The 15,777-nt window shown below is 63.6% G+C and carries 12 protein-coding genes; 7 read left to right on the forward strand and 5 right to left on the reverse strand.

Going from position 1 to position 15,777, the window contains the following annotated elements:
• Positions 1–126: 126 nt before the first annotated feature.
• The gene (locus OO306_RS08720; protein WP_085273570.1) at positions 127–768 is read right to left on the reverse strand and encodes a Pr6Pr family membrane protein; all 642 of its coding nucleotides are present in this window, start codon (positions 766–768) and stop codon (positions 127–129) included.
• A 1-nt stretch (position 769) separates the two neighbouring features.
• On the reverse strand, positions 770–991 hold the full coding sequence (locus OO306_RS08725; RefSeq protein WP_027594165.1) for a VF530 family DNA-binding protein: 222 nt from the start codon (positions 989–991) through the stop codon (positions 770–772).
• A 164-nt stretch (positions 992–1,155) separates the two neighbouring features.
• On the opposite strand from OO306_RS08725, the gene OO306_RS08730 reads away from it, so the two are divergent.
• From OO306_RS08730 to cmoB, 7 genes are all read left to right on the forward strand, one after another.
• The gene (locus tag OO306_RS08730; RefSeq protein ID WP_265968387.1) at positions 1,156–3,207 is read left to right on the forward strand and encodes a TonB-dependent receptor; all 2,052 of its coding nucleotides are present in this window, start codon (positions 1,156–1,158) and stop codon (positions 3,205–3,207) included.
• A 320-nt stretch (positions 3,208–3,527) separates the two neighbouring features.
• Positions 3,528–4,862: a carbohydrate porin gene (locus OO306_RS08735; RefSeq protein WP_265968388.1), complete on the forward strand. Its 1,335-nt coding sequence runs from the start codon at positions 3,528–3,530 to the stop codon at positions 4,860–4,862.
• 31 nt (positions 4,863–4,893) lie between these two features.
• A complete protein-coding gene (locus OO306_RS08740) occupies positions 4,894–7,305 on the forward strand; it encodes a glucose/quinate/shikimate family membrane-bound PQQ-dependent dehydrogenase (protein ID WP_265968389.1) in 2,412 nt (803 codons plus the stop codon).
• A 147-nt stretch (positions 7,306–7,452) separates the two neighbouring features.
• On the forward strand, positions 7,453–9,873 hold the full coding sequence (gene lon / locus OO306_RS08745; RefSeq protein ID WP_027594161.1) for an endopeptidase La: 2,421 nt from the start codon (positions 7,453–7,455) through the stop codon (positions 9,871–9,873).
• A 108-nt stretch (positions 9,874–9,981) separates the two neighbouring features.
• Positions 9,982–10,374, forward strand: coding sequence for a protease inhibitor I42 family protein (locus tag OO306_RS08750; protein ID WP_265968390.1), 393 nt, complete (start codon positions 9,982–9,984; stop codon positions 10,372–10,374).
• A gap of 132 nt (positions 10,375–10,506) precedes the next feature.
• Positions 10,507–11,250, forward strand: coding sequence for a carboxy-S-adenosyl-L-methionine synthase CmoA (gene cmoA, locus OO306_RS08755; RefSeq protein ID WP_027594159.1), 744 nt, complete (start codon positions 10,507–10,509; stop codon positions 11,248–11,250).
• Positions 11,247–12,203, forward strand: coding sequence for a tRNA 5-methoxyuridine(34)/uridine 5-oxyacetic acid(34) synthase CmoB (gene cmoB / locus OO306_RS08760; protein ID WP_265968391.1), 957 nt, complete (start codon positions 11,247–11,249; stop codon positions 12,201–12,203). The genes cmoA and cmoB overlap by 4 nt, the downstream gene beginning before the upstream one ends.
• A 3-nt stretch (positions 12,204–12,206) precedes the next feature.
• On the opposite strand, the gene OO306_RS08765 is transcribed toward cmoB, so the two are convergent.
• The 3 genes from OO306_RS08765 to OO306_RS08775 all read right to left on the reverse strand — a co-directional run bounded on the left by OO306_RS08765 (position 12,207) and on the right by OO306_RS08775 (position 15,594).
• On the reverse strand, positions 12,207–13,352 hold the full coding sequence (locus tag OO306_RS08765; RefSeq protein WP_265968392.1) for an alpha-xenorhabdolysin family binary toxin subunit A: 1,146 nt from the start codon (positions 13,350–13,352) through the stop codon (positions 12,207–12,209).
• Positions 13,353–13,421: 69 nt separating this feature from the next.
• Entirely contained in the window at positions 13,422–14,417 is a 996-nt protein-coding gene (locus tag OO306_RS08770) for an alpha-xenorhabdolysin family binary toxin subunit B (protein WP_265968393.1), read from the reverse strand.
• 13 nt (positions 14,418–14,430) lie between these two features.
• A complete protein-coding gene (locus OO306_RS08775; RefSeq protein ID WP_265968394.1) occupies positions 14,431–15,594 on the reverse strand; it encodes an alpha-xenorhabdolysin family binary toxin subunit A in 1,164 nt (387 codons plus the stop codon).
• Between the last annotated feature and the right edge of the window lie 183 nt (positions 15,595–15,777).

Raw genomic sequence — 15,777 nt, forward strand, 5'->3', positions numbered from 1 at the left:
CGGCTGCCCAACTTGTGTGGGGCTGCTCTGCTTTCTGTCGGAGCCGCCTGGTGCTGCTAAGTGGCCTGTGCCCGCCCAGTAAATCTTCGGTGCTGCCACTGGCCTCTTCGCAGCACAAGGCTGCTCCTACACGCTGACCGCCAACTGCCGGCCGCGCCAGCGGTCCAACCCCAGCAACACCAGCCCGATCCCCCAGAACCCCGCCAACACCCCGAGGGCATTGAGCATCACCCGCCCATACCCGAGGCTCGCCACATCGATGAAGGGGTAGGCATACACGCCAATCTCACTGCCCCGCCACAGCGCATAGGCAAAGTACCCCGCCGGGTACAGCGCCCAGCCCGCCAGGTGCCACAGCCGCAAATGGCCCTTGGGCACCGCGAACCACCAGTACAGAACGAACAACGCCGGCATCACATCATGCAGCAACTCGTCTGCCAGCCATTGCCAGCCCTCGGGTTGCCACAAGTGGCGCAGCAGCACGCTGTAGGCCAACGCCACCAGTACGATGCTGGCCGCCACGGCGGAGCTGACCGACGGCAACAGAAAGAAGCGCCTGGCGCTGCCCTCCCGGCCAAACGCGGCATAGCTCAAAACCGTTGCTACCAGGGTGTTGGTCAGCACGGTGAAATAACCAAAGACGTTGACCAGGCCGCCAATCAGGCTGGCCTGTTCCTGCCAGCGCGCCAGCAACACCAGATACACCTGCACCGCTAGGCCGAACCAACCGAGCACGGCGGCCAGGCTCAGCCACGGATGGCGCCGCACCTTAGGCCTTGCGCTGCAGCTTCACGTACAGCTGTTCGACCTTCTCCCGCGCCCAGGGCGTCTTGCGCAAGAAGGTCAGGCTCGACTTGATGGTCGGGTTGCTCTTGAAGCAACGCACATCGACGCGCTCGGCAAGGCCCTGCCATTCGTAGTGAGCCACCAGTTCGGTGAGGATCTGCTCCAGGGTCTTGCCGTGCAGCGCGTTGTGTTGGGCCGTGCTCATGCCAGTGCTCCAGCGTGGGAAAGGTGCGCACCTTACACGAGTGTAGTGGCCAGGGGACTCAGGTCGCTTGAAAAACCGCTGGCCAGAGGCGAAAGCCTTATGCTGAAATAGCAATGTTATATAGTAACAATACAAAAGCCTCTGCCAAGGAACGCCCCATCCCCATGCTGTACATCCCGCTCCGCCTCTCCCCCCTCGCCGTCGCGCTGTGGCTGGCCTCATCACCCAGCCAGGCCGTTGAACTCGAACCCCAGGTCATCACCGCCAACCCGCTGGGCAATCGCCAAGTGGCCGCCCCGAGCACGGTCCTCGAAGGTGACCACCTGCTGCAACAGCAACACGGCAGCCTCGGTGAAACCCTGAACAAACAGCCAGGCGTCGCCTCTACCTGGTTCGGCCCTGGCGCCAGCCGCCCGGTAATCCGTGGCCTGGACGGCGACCGCATCCGCATCCTGCGCAACGGCGTCGGTGCACTGGATGCCTCGTCGCTGTCCTACGATCACGCCGTACCGCTCGACCCGGTGACCGTGGAGCGGGTCGAAATCGTCCGCGGGCCCGCTGCCCTGCTCTACGGCGGCAATGCCATTGGCGGTGTGGTCAATACCTTCGATAACCGCATCCCCGATGCGCCGATCGAAGGCATCCACGGGGCGGGCGAACTGCGTTATGGCGGCGCCGACACCACCCGCAGCAGCGCCGGTAAACTGGAAGCCGGCAACGGCGCCTTCGCCCTGCACCTGGACGCCAACAGCCGCCAGTTCAACGATTTGCGCATCCCTGGTTACGCGCGCAGCTCGAAGTTGCGTGACGCTGACGAGCCGGGTAGCAAACACCGCCTGGAGAACAGCGACGGGCGTCAGGACGGGGGCGCCGTCGGCGGCTCTTACCAGTGGGACCATGGCTATGCTGGCCTGTCCTACAGCCGCTACGACAGCAACTACGGCTCGGTGGCCGAACCCGGCGTACGCTTGGACATGCAGCAAGACCACTACGCATTCGCCTCTGAACTGCGTGACCTCGAAGGCCCGTTCAGCTCGGTCAAGGTCGATGCCGGCTATACCGACTACGAGCACAGCGAAATCGAAGAAGGCGAGGTGCACACCACCTTCAAGAACAAGGGCTACGAGGCACGCATCGAGGCGCGTCATCAGCCACTCGGGCCGGTTGAAGGGGTAATCGGTGCCCAGGTCAGCCGTAACGAGTTCTCGGCACTGGGGGAGGAAGCGTTCGTCCCGCATACCGATACCGACAGCCTGGCGCTGTTCATGCTTGAGCAATGGCAGGCCACCGAGCGCCTGAACCTGAGCCTGGGCGCGCGTTTGGAGCACACCCGCGTCGACCCGGATGCCAAGGGCAACGAGACCTTTGCCGCGGCCGACAGCGCCAGCACCTTCAATGCCTTCAGCCTGTCTTCCGGGGCGGTGTACCAGCTCGACCCGGTCTGGGCACTGGCCGCCAACCTTGGCTACACCGAGCGCGCCCCAACCTTCTATGAGCTGTATGCCAACGGTGCGCATGTGGCCACCGGGGCTTACGAGGTGGGCGATGCCAGCCTGAACAAGGAAAAGGCCATTTCCGGCGACTTGGCCCTGCGCTTCGACAACGGCACTCACAAAGGCAGCGTCGGGGTCTTCTACAGCCACTTTCGCAACTACATTGGCCTGATCGGCACAGGCAACCTGCGTGAGGGCCATGACCACGACCATGGCGAGGACGAGCATGACCACGATCATGATCACGACCATGACGGCTTCCCGGAATACCAGTATCAGGGCGTGCGGGCGCGCTTCTATGGCATCGAGGCGCAAGACCGCTGGCAACTGGTCGAGAACCGCTATGGCAGCTTCGCGCTGGAGCTGTCCGGCGACTACACCCGTGCCAAGAACCTCGACAGTGGCGAGCCATTGCCACGAATCGCACCGCTGCGGTTGAACAGCGGCCTGGTCTGGGCACTGGACCGCTGGCAGGCGCGGGTCGATGTGCAGCATGCCGCGTCGCAACATCGCACACCGGCCAACGAAACCAGCACCGATGGCTACACCACGCTCGGCGCGAGTGTGGGCTATCGCTTCGACATCGGGCAAAGCGAGTGGCTGGCCTTCGTGCGGGGTGAAAACCTGACGGATCAGACGGTGCGCTATGCCAGTTCGATTCTGCGGGATATTGCGCCAGCGCCGGGGCGCAGTGTGGAAGTGGGGCTGCGTACGACGTTTTGAGCTGCCATCGGGGCGCCCTGCGCCCCCATTCGCGTGTAGGAGCAGCCTTGTGCTGCGAAGAGGCCGGAGATAACACAGCAAATCTTCACTGATTTCACCGGCCTCTTCGCAGCACAAGGCTGCTCCTACAAACGGCACTGTTACCGGATCGACAACAATCAACTGCGACAATTTGTCTTTTTTTCTTACAACTTCCCCTATATCCTCCCCGCCGCAAGCTGAATCGCTTCATCGACTCCACCTTGTTGTCATCTCCATTGAAGGGCCCGCCCTTCGATGCCCTTGTCGTTTGTTCAATAATCAAAAGATAGCGCTATCTCATGTTCCAGCTGCCCAAAACCTGTTTCATCGGCCTTGCCCTCACCGCCTGTGCAACCCCTGCTAGCGCCAGCGAAATGTTCGCCAGCGATTCCCCGTGGATGCTGGGCGATTGGGGCGGCACCCGCAGTGAATTACTGGCAAAAGGTTACGACTTCACCCTCGGCTATACCGGCGAGATGGGCAGCAACCTGCACGGCGGCTTCGACCACGACCGTACCGCGCGCTACAGCGACCAGTTCACCTTCGGTAGCCACCTGGACCTGGAAAAGATCTTTGGCTGGAACGACACCGAATTTCAGCTGACCCTCACCGAGCGCCACGGCGACAACATCAGCAACGACCGCATCAACGACCCGCGTGTCGGCGGCTTCACCTCTGCCCAGGAAGTCTGGGGCCGCGGTGAAACCTGGCGGCTCACGCAACTGTGGGTCAAACAGAAGTACTTTGACGGCGCACTGGACGTCAAATTCGGCCGTTTCGGTGAAGGCGAAGACTTCAACAGCTTCCCCTGCGACTTCCAGAACCTGGCCTTCTGCGGCTCGCAGGTAGGCAACTGGGTTGGCAGCATCTGGTACAACTGGCCCGTCAGCCAATGGGCCCTGCGCGTGCGCTACAACCTCACCGACGCACTCTATGCCCAAGTCGGCGTGTACGAGCAAAACCCTTCCAACCTGGAATCGGGCAACGGTTTCAAGCTCAGTGGCAGCGGCACCCAGGGCGCCATCCTGCCGGTCGAACTGGTGTGGAGCCCACAGGTCAATGGCCTGAAAGGGGAATATCGCGCCGGCTACTACTACAGTAATGCCAAGGCACACGATGTGCTCGACGACAGCAACGGCCAGCCGGCTGCGCTCAGTGGCGCCGCCTACCGCAGCCGTTCGAGCAAGCACGGCATGTGGCTCGGCGCCCAGCAGCAGGTCACCTCGCTGGCGTCCGACCAGTCGCGTGGCCTGAGCCTGTTCGCCAACGCCACCTTGCACGACAAGAAGACCAATGCCATCGACAACTATGTTCAGGCAGGACTGGTATACAAAGGGCCCTTCGATGCCCGCGCCAAGGACGACATCGGCTTCGCCCTCGCCCGCGTGCACGTCAACCCGGCCTACCGCAAGAACGCCCGCCTGGCCAACCAGGCCGCCGGCCTCAACGACTACGACAACCCTGGCTTCCTGCCCGTGCAGGACACGGAGTACAGCGCCGAGCTGTACTACGGCATTCACTTGGCCGACTGGCTCACAGTGCGCCCCAACCTGCAGTACATCCGCCACCCGGGCGGGGTGTCGCAGGTTGACGATGCGCTGATCGGCGGCCTGAAGATCCAAAGCACTTTCTGAATCAACCTTTTGACATAACGGAGAACCTACGATGAGCACTGACGGTGCCAAGAATGGAACCCGCTGGCTACCGCGCCTTCTGGGCGTGCTGCTGTTGCTGATGGGCCTGGCCCTGCTGGCTGGCGGCATCAAGCTGAGCCAGCTGGGGGGGTCGCTGTATTACCTGATCGCCGGCATCGGCTTTGCCCTGTCCGGTATCCTGCTGCTGGCCCAGCGCCGCATCGCCCTCGGGCTGTACGGCCTGGTGCTGCTCGGCAGCACCGCCTGGGCATTGCTGGAAGTGGGCCTGGACTGGTGGCAACTGGTGCCGCGCCTGGCCATCTGGTTCGCCATTGGCGTGGTCCTGCTGCTGCCTTGGGCACGTCGCTCACTGATCGGCCCGGCCGCCAAGGCCAACACCGCGCTGCTCAGCGTCGCCGTGGTCGCCTCCGGTGCCTGCGCCCTGGGCAGCCAGTTTACCCACCCAGGTGAAGTGTTCGGGGAACTGGGCCGCGAGAGCAGTGAGATGGCCAGCGCCGCGCCGGCCATGCCCGACGGCGAATGGCAGGCCTACGGCCGCACCGAGCATGGTGACCGCTATTCGCCGCTGCGCCAGATCACCCCGCAGAACGCTTACCGCCTGGAAGAAGCCTGGCGCATCCGTACCGGCGACCTGCCGACCGACAACGACCCGGTGGAGCTGACCAACCAGAACACCCCGTTGAAGGTCAACGGCATGCTCTACGCCTGCACCGCGCACAGCAAGCTGCTGGCCCTGGACCCGGACACCGGCGCCGAAATCTGGCGCTACGACCCACAGGTCAAGAGCCCGGTCGGTACCTTCAAGGGCTTCGCCCACATGACCTGCCGCGGCGTCTCGTACTATGACGAGAACAACTACGTCAGCCGTGATGGCAGCCCAGCACCGAAAATCACCGATGCCGGCAAGACTGTCGCCCAGGCCTGCCCGCGCCGCCTGTACCTGCCCACCGCCGACGCCCGCCTGATCGCCATCAACGCCGACAACGGCAAGGTCTGCGAAGGCTTCGCCAACCAGGGCGTGATCGACCTGACCACCGGCATCGGCCCATTCACCGCCGGCGGCTACTACTCCACTTCGCCGGCGGCGATCACCCGTGATCTGGTGATCATCGGCGGCCATGTCACCGACAACGAGTCGACCAACGAGCCCTCTGGCGTCATCCGCGCCTACGACGTGCACGACGGCCACCTGGTGTGGAACTGGGACAGCAACAACCCGGACGACACCAAGCCTCTGGCACCCGGCAAGACCTACAGCCGCAACTCGGCAAACATGTGGTCGATCGCCAGCGTCGATGAAGACCTCGGCATGATCTACCTGCCGCTGGGCAACCAGACCCCAGACCAATGGGGCGCCGACCGCACCCCCGGCGCGGAAAAGTACAGCGCAGGTGTTGTCGCCCTCGACCTGACCACCGGCAAGGCCCGCTGGAACTACCAGTTCACCCACCACGACCTGTGGGACATGGACGTCGGCAGCCAGCCAACCCTGGTCCACCTGAAGACCGCCGATGGCGTGAAGCCGGCGATCATCGTGCCGACCAAGCAGGGCAGCCTGTATGTGCTGGACCGCCGCGACGGCACGCCAATCGTGCCGATCCGTGAGATCCCGACCCCGCAAGGCGCCGTGAAAGGCGACCACACCTCGCCGACCCAGGCCCGCTCCGACCTCAACCTGCTCGGCCCTGAGCTGACCGAACAGGCCATGTGGGGCGCCACACCGTTCGACCAGATGCTGTGCCGCATCCAGTTCCGCGAACTGCGTTACGAAGGCCAGTACACCCCGCCGTCCGAGCAGGGTTCGCTGATCTACCCAGGTAACGTCGGCGTGTTCAACTGGGGCAGCGTGTCGGTCGACCCGGTACGCCAGTTGCTGTTCACCTCGCCCAACTACATGGCCTTCGTGTCGAAGATGGTGCCGCGCGAGCAAGTGGCCGCCGGCAGCAAGCGCGAAAGCGAGACCAGCGGCGTGCAGCCCAACACCGGCGCACCATACGCGGTGACCATGCACCCGTTCATGTCGCCGCTGGGCGTACCGTGCCAGGCGCCTGCCTGGGGCTATGTGGCGGCCATCGACCTGTTCACCAACAAGGTCGTGTGGAAGCACAAGAACGGCACCACCCGCGACAGCACACCTGTGCCAATCGGCCTGCCGGTAGGCGTGCCGAGCATGGGCGGTTCGATCGTTACCGCAGGCGGCGTCGGCTTCCTCAGCGGCACCCTGGACCAGTACCTGCGTGCCTACGACACCAACAACGGTAAAGAGCTGTGGAAAGCCCGCCTGCCGGCCGGTGGCCAGGCCACGCCGATGACCTACAGCGGCAAGGACGGCAAGCAGTACGTGCTGGTGACCGCTGGCGGCCACGGCTCGCTGGGCACCAAGATGGGTGATTACATCATCGCTTACAAACTCGCCGACTAAGCTTCTAGCGGCAAGCTACAAGCCACAAGAGAAAGCGGGGCCTGCAGGGCCCCGTTTTTTTTTGCAGCTTGCACCTTCTAACGCAAAGCTTGAAACCCATCCCCCCGCGCCCCATCTAAGCACCATAGTCATTCACGCAGGTGCCCCATGAGCAACCAGCAGGATTTCCCCGAACACCCCGACGAACACAGCGAAGTCGAGCACGCCGATACCCAGGCCACACCCGGCCACGCCCTCGCCCTGCCCGGCCAGCAACTGCCGGACAAGGTCTATGTGATCCCGATTCACAACCGCCCGTTCTTCCCGGCACAAGTGTTGCCCGTGATTGTCAACGAAGAGCCCTGGGCAGAAACCCTCGACCTGGTCGCCAAGTCACCCGACCACTGCCTGGCGCTGTTCTTCATGGACACCCCGCCCGAAGACCACCGCCATTTCGACACCTCCGCCCTGCCGGAGTACGGCACCCTGGTCAAGGTGCACCACGCCAGCCGTGAAAACGGCAAGCTGCAGTTCGTGGCCCAGGGCCTGACCCGGGTGCGTATCCGGACCTGGCTCAAGCACCATCGCCCGCCCTACCTGGTCGAGGTGGAATACCCGCGCCAACCCACCGAGCCTACCGACGAGGTCAAGGCCTACGGCATGGCGCTGATCAATGCGATCAAAGAGCTGCTGCCGCTCAACCCGCTGTACAGCGAAGAGCTGAAAAACTACCTCAACCGCTTCAGCCCCAACGACCCGTCACCGCTGACCGACTTTGCCGCAGCCCTTACCTCGGCCACCGGCAGCCAGTTGCAGGAAGTGCTCGATTGCGTGCCCATGCTCAAACGCATGGAAAAGGTCCTGCCGATGCTGCGCAAAGAGGTCGAGGTGGCGCGCCTGCAGAACGAGATCTCGGCCGAGGTCAACCGCCAGATCGGCGAGCACCAGCGCGAGTTCTTCCTCAAGGAGCAGCTCAAGGTCATCCAGCAGGAGCTGGGCCTGACCAAGGACGACCGCAGCGCCGACCTCGAACAGTTCGAACAGCGCCTTGAGGGCAAGACCCTGCCCGCCCAGGCGCAGAAGCGCATCGACGAAGAAATGGGCAAGCTGGCGATCCTCGAGACCGGCTCGCCGGAATACGCCGTGACCCGCAACTACCTCGACTGGGCCACCGCCCTGCCGTGGGGCGTTTACGGCAAAGACAAGCTCGACCTCAAGCACGCGCGCAAGGTGCTCGACCAGCACCACGCCGGCCTTGATGACATCAAGGAACGCATCCTCGAATTCCTCGCCGTGGGCGCCTGGAAAGGCGAGATCAGCGGCTCGATCGTGCTGCTGGTGGGCCCACCGGGTGTGGGCAAGACCAGCATTGGCAAGTCCATTGCCGAATCGCTCGGCAGGCCGTTCTACCGCTTCAGCGTCGGCGGCATGCGCGACGAAGCCGAAATCAAGGGCCACCGCCGCACCTACATCGGCGCCCAACCGGGCAAGCTGGTGCAGGCGCTGAAAGACGTCGAAGTGATGAACCCGGTGATCATGCTCGACGAGATCGATAAGATGGGCCAGAGCTACCAGGGCGACCCGGCTTCCGCGCTGCTGGAAACCCTCGACCCCGAGCAGAACGTCGACTTCCTCGACCACTACCTGGACCTGCGCCTGGACCTGTCCAAGGTGCTGTTCGTCTGCACCGCCAACACGCTCGACTCGATCCCCGGGCCGTTGCTCGACCGCATGGAAGTGATCCGCCTCTCCGGCTACATCACCGAAGAAAAGCTGGCCATCGCCAAGCGCCACCTGTGGCCCAAGCAGCTGGACAAGGCCGGCGTGGCCAAGACCAGCCTGAGCATCACTGACAGCGCGCTGCGCACCGTGATCGAGGGCTATGCCCGTGAGGCAGGGGTGCGGCAGCTGGAGAAGCAACTGGGCAAACTGGTGCGCAAAGCCGTGGTCAAGCTGCTGGAGGACCCGGATGCCAAGCTCAAGATTGGCAGCAAAGACCTAGAGGCCGCGCTCGGCATGCCGGTATTCCGCAGCGAGCAGGTGCTGGCTGGCAAAGGCGTGATAACGGGTTTGGCCTGGACCAGCATGGGCGGCGCCACGCTGCCGATCGAGGCCACCCGCATTCATACCCTCAGCCGCGGCTTCAAGCTGACCGGCAAACTGGGGGATGTGATGAAAGAGTCCGCCGAGATCGCTTATAGCTACGTCAGCTCCAACCTCAAACAGTTTGGCGGTGACCCAGGCTACTTCAACGAGGCATTCATCCACCTGCACGTGCCCGAGGGTGCTACGCCCAAGGATGGCCCAAGCGCGGGGGTGACCATGGCCAGCGCGCTGCTGTCGCTGGCGCGGGACCAGGCGCCGAAAAAGGGCGTGGCCATGACCGGTGAGCTGACCCTGACCGGCCAGGTGCTGCCCATTGGCGGGGTGCGTGAGAAGGTGATTGCCGCCAAGCGGCAGAAGATCTTCGAGCTGATCCTGCCCGAGGCCAACCGCGGCGACTTCGAAGAATTGCCAGACTACCTGCGTGAAGGGCTGACGGTGCATTTTGCCAAGCGCTTTGCCGACGTAGCGAAAGTGCTGTTCTGATCAGTCCTGGCCTGTTTGCGGCATTCGCCGTGGACAGGCCTGTACCGGTGGCACAAATTTACACGTGCTTCGGTTATCCTCAGGTCATCGCCAGCCTACGGAGCCAACATGACCGCCCCTCGTCTGCTCGTTCCTCTGAGCCTTACCTTGCTTGCTGCCTGCGCCCAGCACCCCCTGCAAACCGTCGAGCTGGACGCCGAAAGCGAATGCCCCCAGCGTCTGAAGGTGGGCCAGGCACTCACCCTGACCCTTCCAGGAAACCCCTCAACCGGCTACCGCTGGCGCATTGAGAACCCTGCCGCGAGCATCCTGCAAAGCCTCGGCCCCGAGGTCTACAGTGCCCCCGATGACACCGACGTGGTCGGCAGTGCCGGCTCGTCCACCTGGCGCTACCTTGCCAGCAGTGCCGGAGAAGCCCAACTGGTGCTGGTGTATCAACGCCCCTGGGAGGCTGAAGTAGCACCGGTGCAGAGCTTCGAGTGCAAGGTCATCGTCCGCTGACCGCGCTTAACGCCTGTCGCTGGCAACCTTGACTGCCTGCTGGTACGTGCAATGGCCCCGAAGCCCTGCCATGGCAAGATGCTCCGCCTTTGGCTAAAATGCGTCTCCGTTTCACCCCGTATCGAGCCCGCAGTGAGCAAACAACCCGACCGCCTCTTCGCCCAACCTCTGGAGCAGGTACCCGACTTCGCCTTCAACGAAGACGTGGTGCGCGTGTTCCCGGACATGATCAAGCGTTCGGTGCCAGGCTACCCGACCATCGTCGAAAACCTCGGCGTGCTGGCCGCACGCTTCGCCCAGCCGAACAGTACGCTGTACGACCTGGGTGCCTCACTGGGCGCTGTCACCCAGTCGTTGCGCCGTCATGTACGCAGCGACGGTTGCCGAGTCATCGCCGTGGACAACTCCGCTGCGATGGTCGAGCGCTGCCGCCAGTACCTCACCGCGCAGGACTCGATGTTCCAGGAACTGCTGCCGGTCAACGTGCTGGAAGCCGACATCCTCGCCCTGCCCTTCGAGCCGGCCTCGGTAGTGGCGATGAACTTCACCCTGCAATTCATCGCACCCGACCAACGCCTTGAGTTGCTCGGCCGTATCCGCCAGGCCCTGCTGCCGGGCGGCGCGCTGATCCTCTCGGAAAAACTGCGTTTCGCCGACGATGACGAGCAAAACCTGCTGAATGAACTGCACCTGGACTTCAAACGGGCCAACGGCTACAGCGAACTGGAAATTGCCCAGAAGCGCAGTGCCATCGAGAACGTGATGAAGCCCGACACCCTGGATGCGCACAAGGCGCGCCTGCGCGCTGCGGGTTTCTCCAAGGTCGTGCCGTGGTTCCAATGCCTTAACTTCGCCTCGCTGATAGCCCTGCCATGATCGATCTGTCCCCTCTGGTCCGCCGCCTGGCGGGCACCCCCCTGGCTTCCTGGTCGCAAGGCCTGCAAGCGCAACTGGAGGCCAAGCTGGAAAAAGGCCACGGCGACCTCGATCGCTGGCGCGGCGCGCTGGATGCGCTTCCCGCCCTGCAACCTAGCGAAATCGACCTGGTCAACGGGCTGCGCCTGGATTGCGAGTGCGACGACGCCACCCGCGCGCAGATGCGTGAGGCGCTGATGGGCTTGTCGCCCTGGCGCAAAGGGCCGTTCGACCTGTTCGGCGTGCATGTGGACACCGAATGGCGCTCGGACTGGAAGTGGTCGCGGGTCAGCCCGCACCTGGACCTCAAGGGCAAGCGCGTGCTCGATGTCGGCTGCGGCAACGGTTATTACCAATGGCGCATGCTCGGCGCCGGTGCCGATATGGTGGTCGGGGTCGACCCCAACTGGCTGTTCTTCTGCCAGTTCCAGGCCGTGCAGCAGTACTTGCCCGAGCTGCCAGCCTGGCACTTGCCGTTCGCCCTGGAAGATTTGCCGGCCAACCTTGAAGGCTTCGACACGGTGTTCTCCATGGGCGTGTTCTACCACCGGCGCTCGCCCATAGAGCACCTGCTGGCGCTCAAGGATTGCCTGGTCAAAGGCGGCGAGCTGGTGCTGGAGACGTTGGTGGTCGAAGGCGACGAGCAACAGGTGCTGGTCCCAGAAGACCGCTACGCACAAATGCGCAACGTCTGGTACCTGCCCTCGGTACCCGCTCTGGAGCGCTGGTTGCGCCGTGCCGGCTTCAGCGATGTACGCTGCGTCGATGTCAGCGTCACCAGCATCGAAGAACAGCGCAGCACCGACTGGATGCGCTACCAGTCACTGAGCGACTTCCTCGACCCCAATGACCAAAGCCTGACCATCGAAGGCCTGCCCGCGCCGCGGCGCGCAACGATCGTGGCGCGCAAGTAGCGCCTAGTTGAAGACCTTCGCCATCTCCCGGGAATGTTCGCGTATCCCTGCCCACTGGGCGAGAAACTGCCTGAAGTAGTAAATGAACACCGCCAGTTGCTGGCGGGTGTTCATCTTCCCCAAGTGGCCTGCCGCGCTTTCCAGGTAGGCCTCGATGGTTTGCCAGGCCGTGTGCAGGTGACCCGCCGCAAGCACCACATCCCACAGGTCGAGCTCCAGCTGGCCCATGTTGGAGTACAGCTTCTGTACGCGCCCCTCCACCCGACGAAACTCGCTCAACTGTTGGCTGACTGCGCTGCGCCGATGCTCCAGGCGGCGGAGTTCGGCGCGCGCTGACTTGGCTTTGGAGCCATAGATCGAATTGCCGATCAACGCGCCGAAGGGGCCGCCGACCCAGCCCAGCGAGGACTGCCTGGAGTAACGCTCATATTCACTGCGCACCGCTTTGATGTCCTCATCCAGGCTGGCTAGCTCCCAGGCCAGGTTTTCGCCATCCGGCGCCTGTGAAAAGCGCGCTGCCGCTCGGCACTTCTCCACCACTTCCGGGCGTAGCTTGAAACGCGCCTCGTCGCGAAAGCGCTCGAAGCCTATCCGCACTTGATCGAGCTGCAGGTCGAAATCGTCGATCAGCGCATGCAAGCTCATCAGCCGGTCAGCCATCGAACTGATCAACGCGCGGTCATGCTCATCGAGCGTTACATCGGGCGCCTCGCGCAGGCTGTCCCACGAAGGTCGATTGGGCCCCAGCGCACGCGTGCGCGCGACCAGTTGCACGACCTCGGCCCCGCAATCCTCGACCTGGCTGGCGTGCGCCTCGAGCTGAAGGGTGACCGCCTGGGTGCTGCGCTCCAGATGGCTCCAGCTTTGCCCGTGCGCGCGCAACCGCTTGAACATGGCGAGCATACGCTCAGGCGTCAACTCTGGCTCGGCAATGCTGGTATAGCCAAGCCAGCGCAAGGTCTGCGTGCAATCGCCCGGCAGCGTCAGCATGCGCAGGCTGTAGTCGCTGAGGGTCTGGCGTGATTCACGGGTCAGGATCAGGCCCGCCCGGCCCTGTCCGTCACGGTCGTCCATGGCGCCAATCAAGGCGCCAGGCAGGACAATCGCCTTTTGTTGCTGCTCTTGGAAACTCAATGTCCGGGGATTCATTGTTCGACTCTCATCCACTTGGATATGGCGCAGCCGACCGCGCCCGAGGAGCACGGTCGGCCTGAGCCGTTACAGCCCGCGACGGTGCTGCTCGAGCAGTTGTCGCTGATAGGCCAGCAGTTGCTTGAAGGTGTCGTCCAGGGCTTGCACCTGCGCAACGTTGCTCGGGGCCGCAGTGCCTATTCGCGGCACGAAGTTGGCCAGGGCCTGGCGCACGACATTGATGCCGGCGTCCCACTCGGAGCGTTGCTCGTGCAAACGCGGCATCGTTAGCAGTGCCGCCAGTTGCGCGCTCACCACCTGCTGACGCTGATCGAGTTCGCGCACTTGCCGCGCCAGGTTCGCCACCCGCTCGCGCGCAACCCGCCGCTCCTGCTGCAACTGGGCGTAGCGCATGCCTTCGACGACATCGCCGAGCAGGGTTTGCAGCTGCCCCACTGCCGTGTTCACGGCGTCGGCCATCGCCGCGGCTTCGCCGCCAGGTACGGCCAGTTTGGCCAGGTCTTGCGCAGAAGGTACGACACCGCCGAAGCGGGTCTGCAAGCCCTGGGCCTCCAGGGTGGCAATGGCCTGCTCGATCGCCGACTGGTTGTGCTTCTCGCGATCATGCTCGGCGCTTACCTGGGTGTGCAGGTTGGCCTGATCCTGCTGTTGCTTGAGCAGCCGCTGTTCGTCGCGGGCCCACGCCAGCGCTGCCAGGGTGGCCAGCGCCTGCTGTTCCTTGCCCAGGTGGGCCACCTGGGTGTCCAGCAGAAACTTCACCGTGTTGGCGACTTCTCCAGCAATTGCCAGCACCTCCTCATCGTCGCCATCCTCCAGGGCGTCGAGGATATCGCGCAGTGGATCGTTGGAGATCTCCGCGACAACGCGCTGGGCGTTGCGCACCATCACCTCGGCGCAGTTGATGAACAGCTTCATGTGGCGCTCCAGCGACTCGTGGATCACCGGCTGAAATTTCAACTCGCCGCGCTGCCAGGCTTCGGTGAAGCTTCGCGTTGCACCCAACACGCTGCCCAATTCAGGCGGATTGGCACGGGTATGCAGCACACTGATATTGTCATTCATGGTCGTTCACCTGTTAGTGGGCCGAAGCGGCGTCGTCGAAAATGCGGGTCAGTTGCAGGGAGGTCTTTTCGATCTGGATCCACTGCGCCAGGAACTGCCGGAAATAAATGACAAACCTGGCCAAGGCGCGGTTGTCGGAGATCTGTTCGAGCTTGCCGATCGACGCGTCGATGTACGCACCGACGATTTCCCAGGCGGTCTGCAGGTGGGACGCCGCAGTCACTACGTCCTGCAAGCGGGTATCGAGCTCGTCGACGAAGGTCGCCATCTCTTCCATGCGGCCTTCCAGATTCACCCGCACGCGCAGTTGCTCGCTGGTAGCACGCCGCTCTGCCTGGCGACGCTTGCGCTCCTTGCGAACCTTCTCGGCCTTGCTCCCGTAGATGCCGCCGGTGATCACCGCGCCGATCGGCCCTGCGGCCAGGCCGCTGAGCGCCTGCTTGACGTACTGGTCATACTCTTTGCTCAAGGCACCGATCTCGTCGTCCAGCTCCTTGAGCTTCACGCGCAGGCGCTCCACCTCACCATCACCCTTGGTGCGCTCGACCGCTTGCCCCTTCTGTTTCACCGCCGGGATCAACTTGAAGCGCGCGGCATCGCGGAACGTCTCGGTTTCGCCGCGCACGGTGGCGACCCGCACCGCGTAGCGCTGCACATCCTCCTGAAGGATCTGCAGGTAATCGACCAGCGACGAAACCGCCCGCTGGTCGGCACGGTCCAGTTTCACCGGGGTACCCAGCACGACCTTGTCCCACGCCTTGATGTCGGAGCCCAACGCGCGAATCTGCCGGCACTCATCGACGATAGTTTCCCCGGCAGCGTTGATCGACGCGGCCGTGGAGGCCAGTTCGCTGGCGAGCTTCTTGTTGCTGTCGGAAAGCGGCCCCCAACTGCGCGCATGGCCACGCAACGCATCGAACAGCGTGGTCATGCCGGCGGGGGCCAGTTCGGGTTCGTCGATCTGCGTGTAGCCCAGCCAGCGCTGCAGGTTGTCGGGGGTCGACGGCAGGCCGAAGACAAAATTGACATACCGATTGAGGGTGATGATGTGCTCGCGGCTGAGGGTCAGCCCGCCTTCGTCCTCACCATCGCGCTCGGCCATGGCCTGGATCAGCTTGGCCGGTGTCTTTGCCGCATCCGCCTGTAGCTGATCGTACTCAGCCGTTTGTGTACTCATGGTCGTGTCTCCTCGAGTCAAGCCCTGGGAAGGCTTGGTCCGACCACGCTAAGGCAGCGACAGGAGGCACAGCAGCGGGCAGTTTTTCCGCCATTTGCAGCGGTGCACCGGGCATTGCGCCTGGCACACGCAAAACAGGCGCCCACCTGGGGCGCCAAACGAACCGTCGTTGCGGGAGCACGC

The sequence above is a fragment of the Pseudomonas sp. DCB_AW genome, from assembly GCF_026240895.1.
GTDB classification, from domain to species: Bacteria; Pseudomonadota; Gammaproteobacteria; order Pseudomonadales; family Pseudomonadaceae; genus Aquipseudomonas; species Aquipseudomonas kermanshahensis.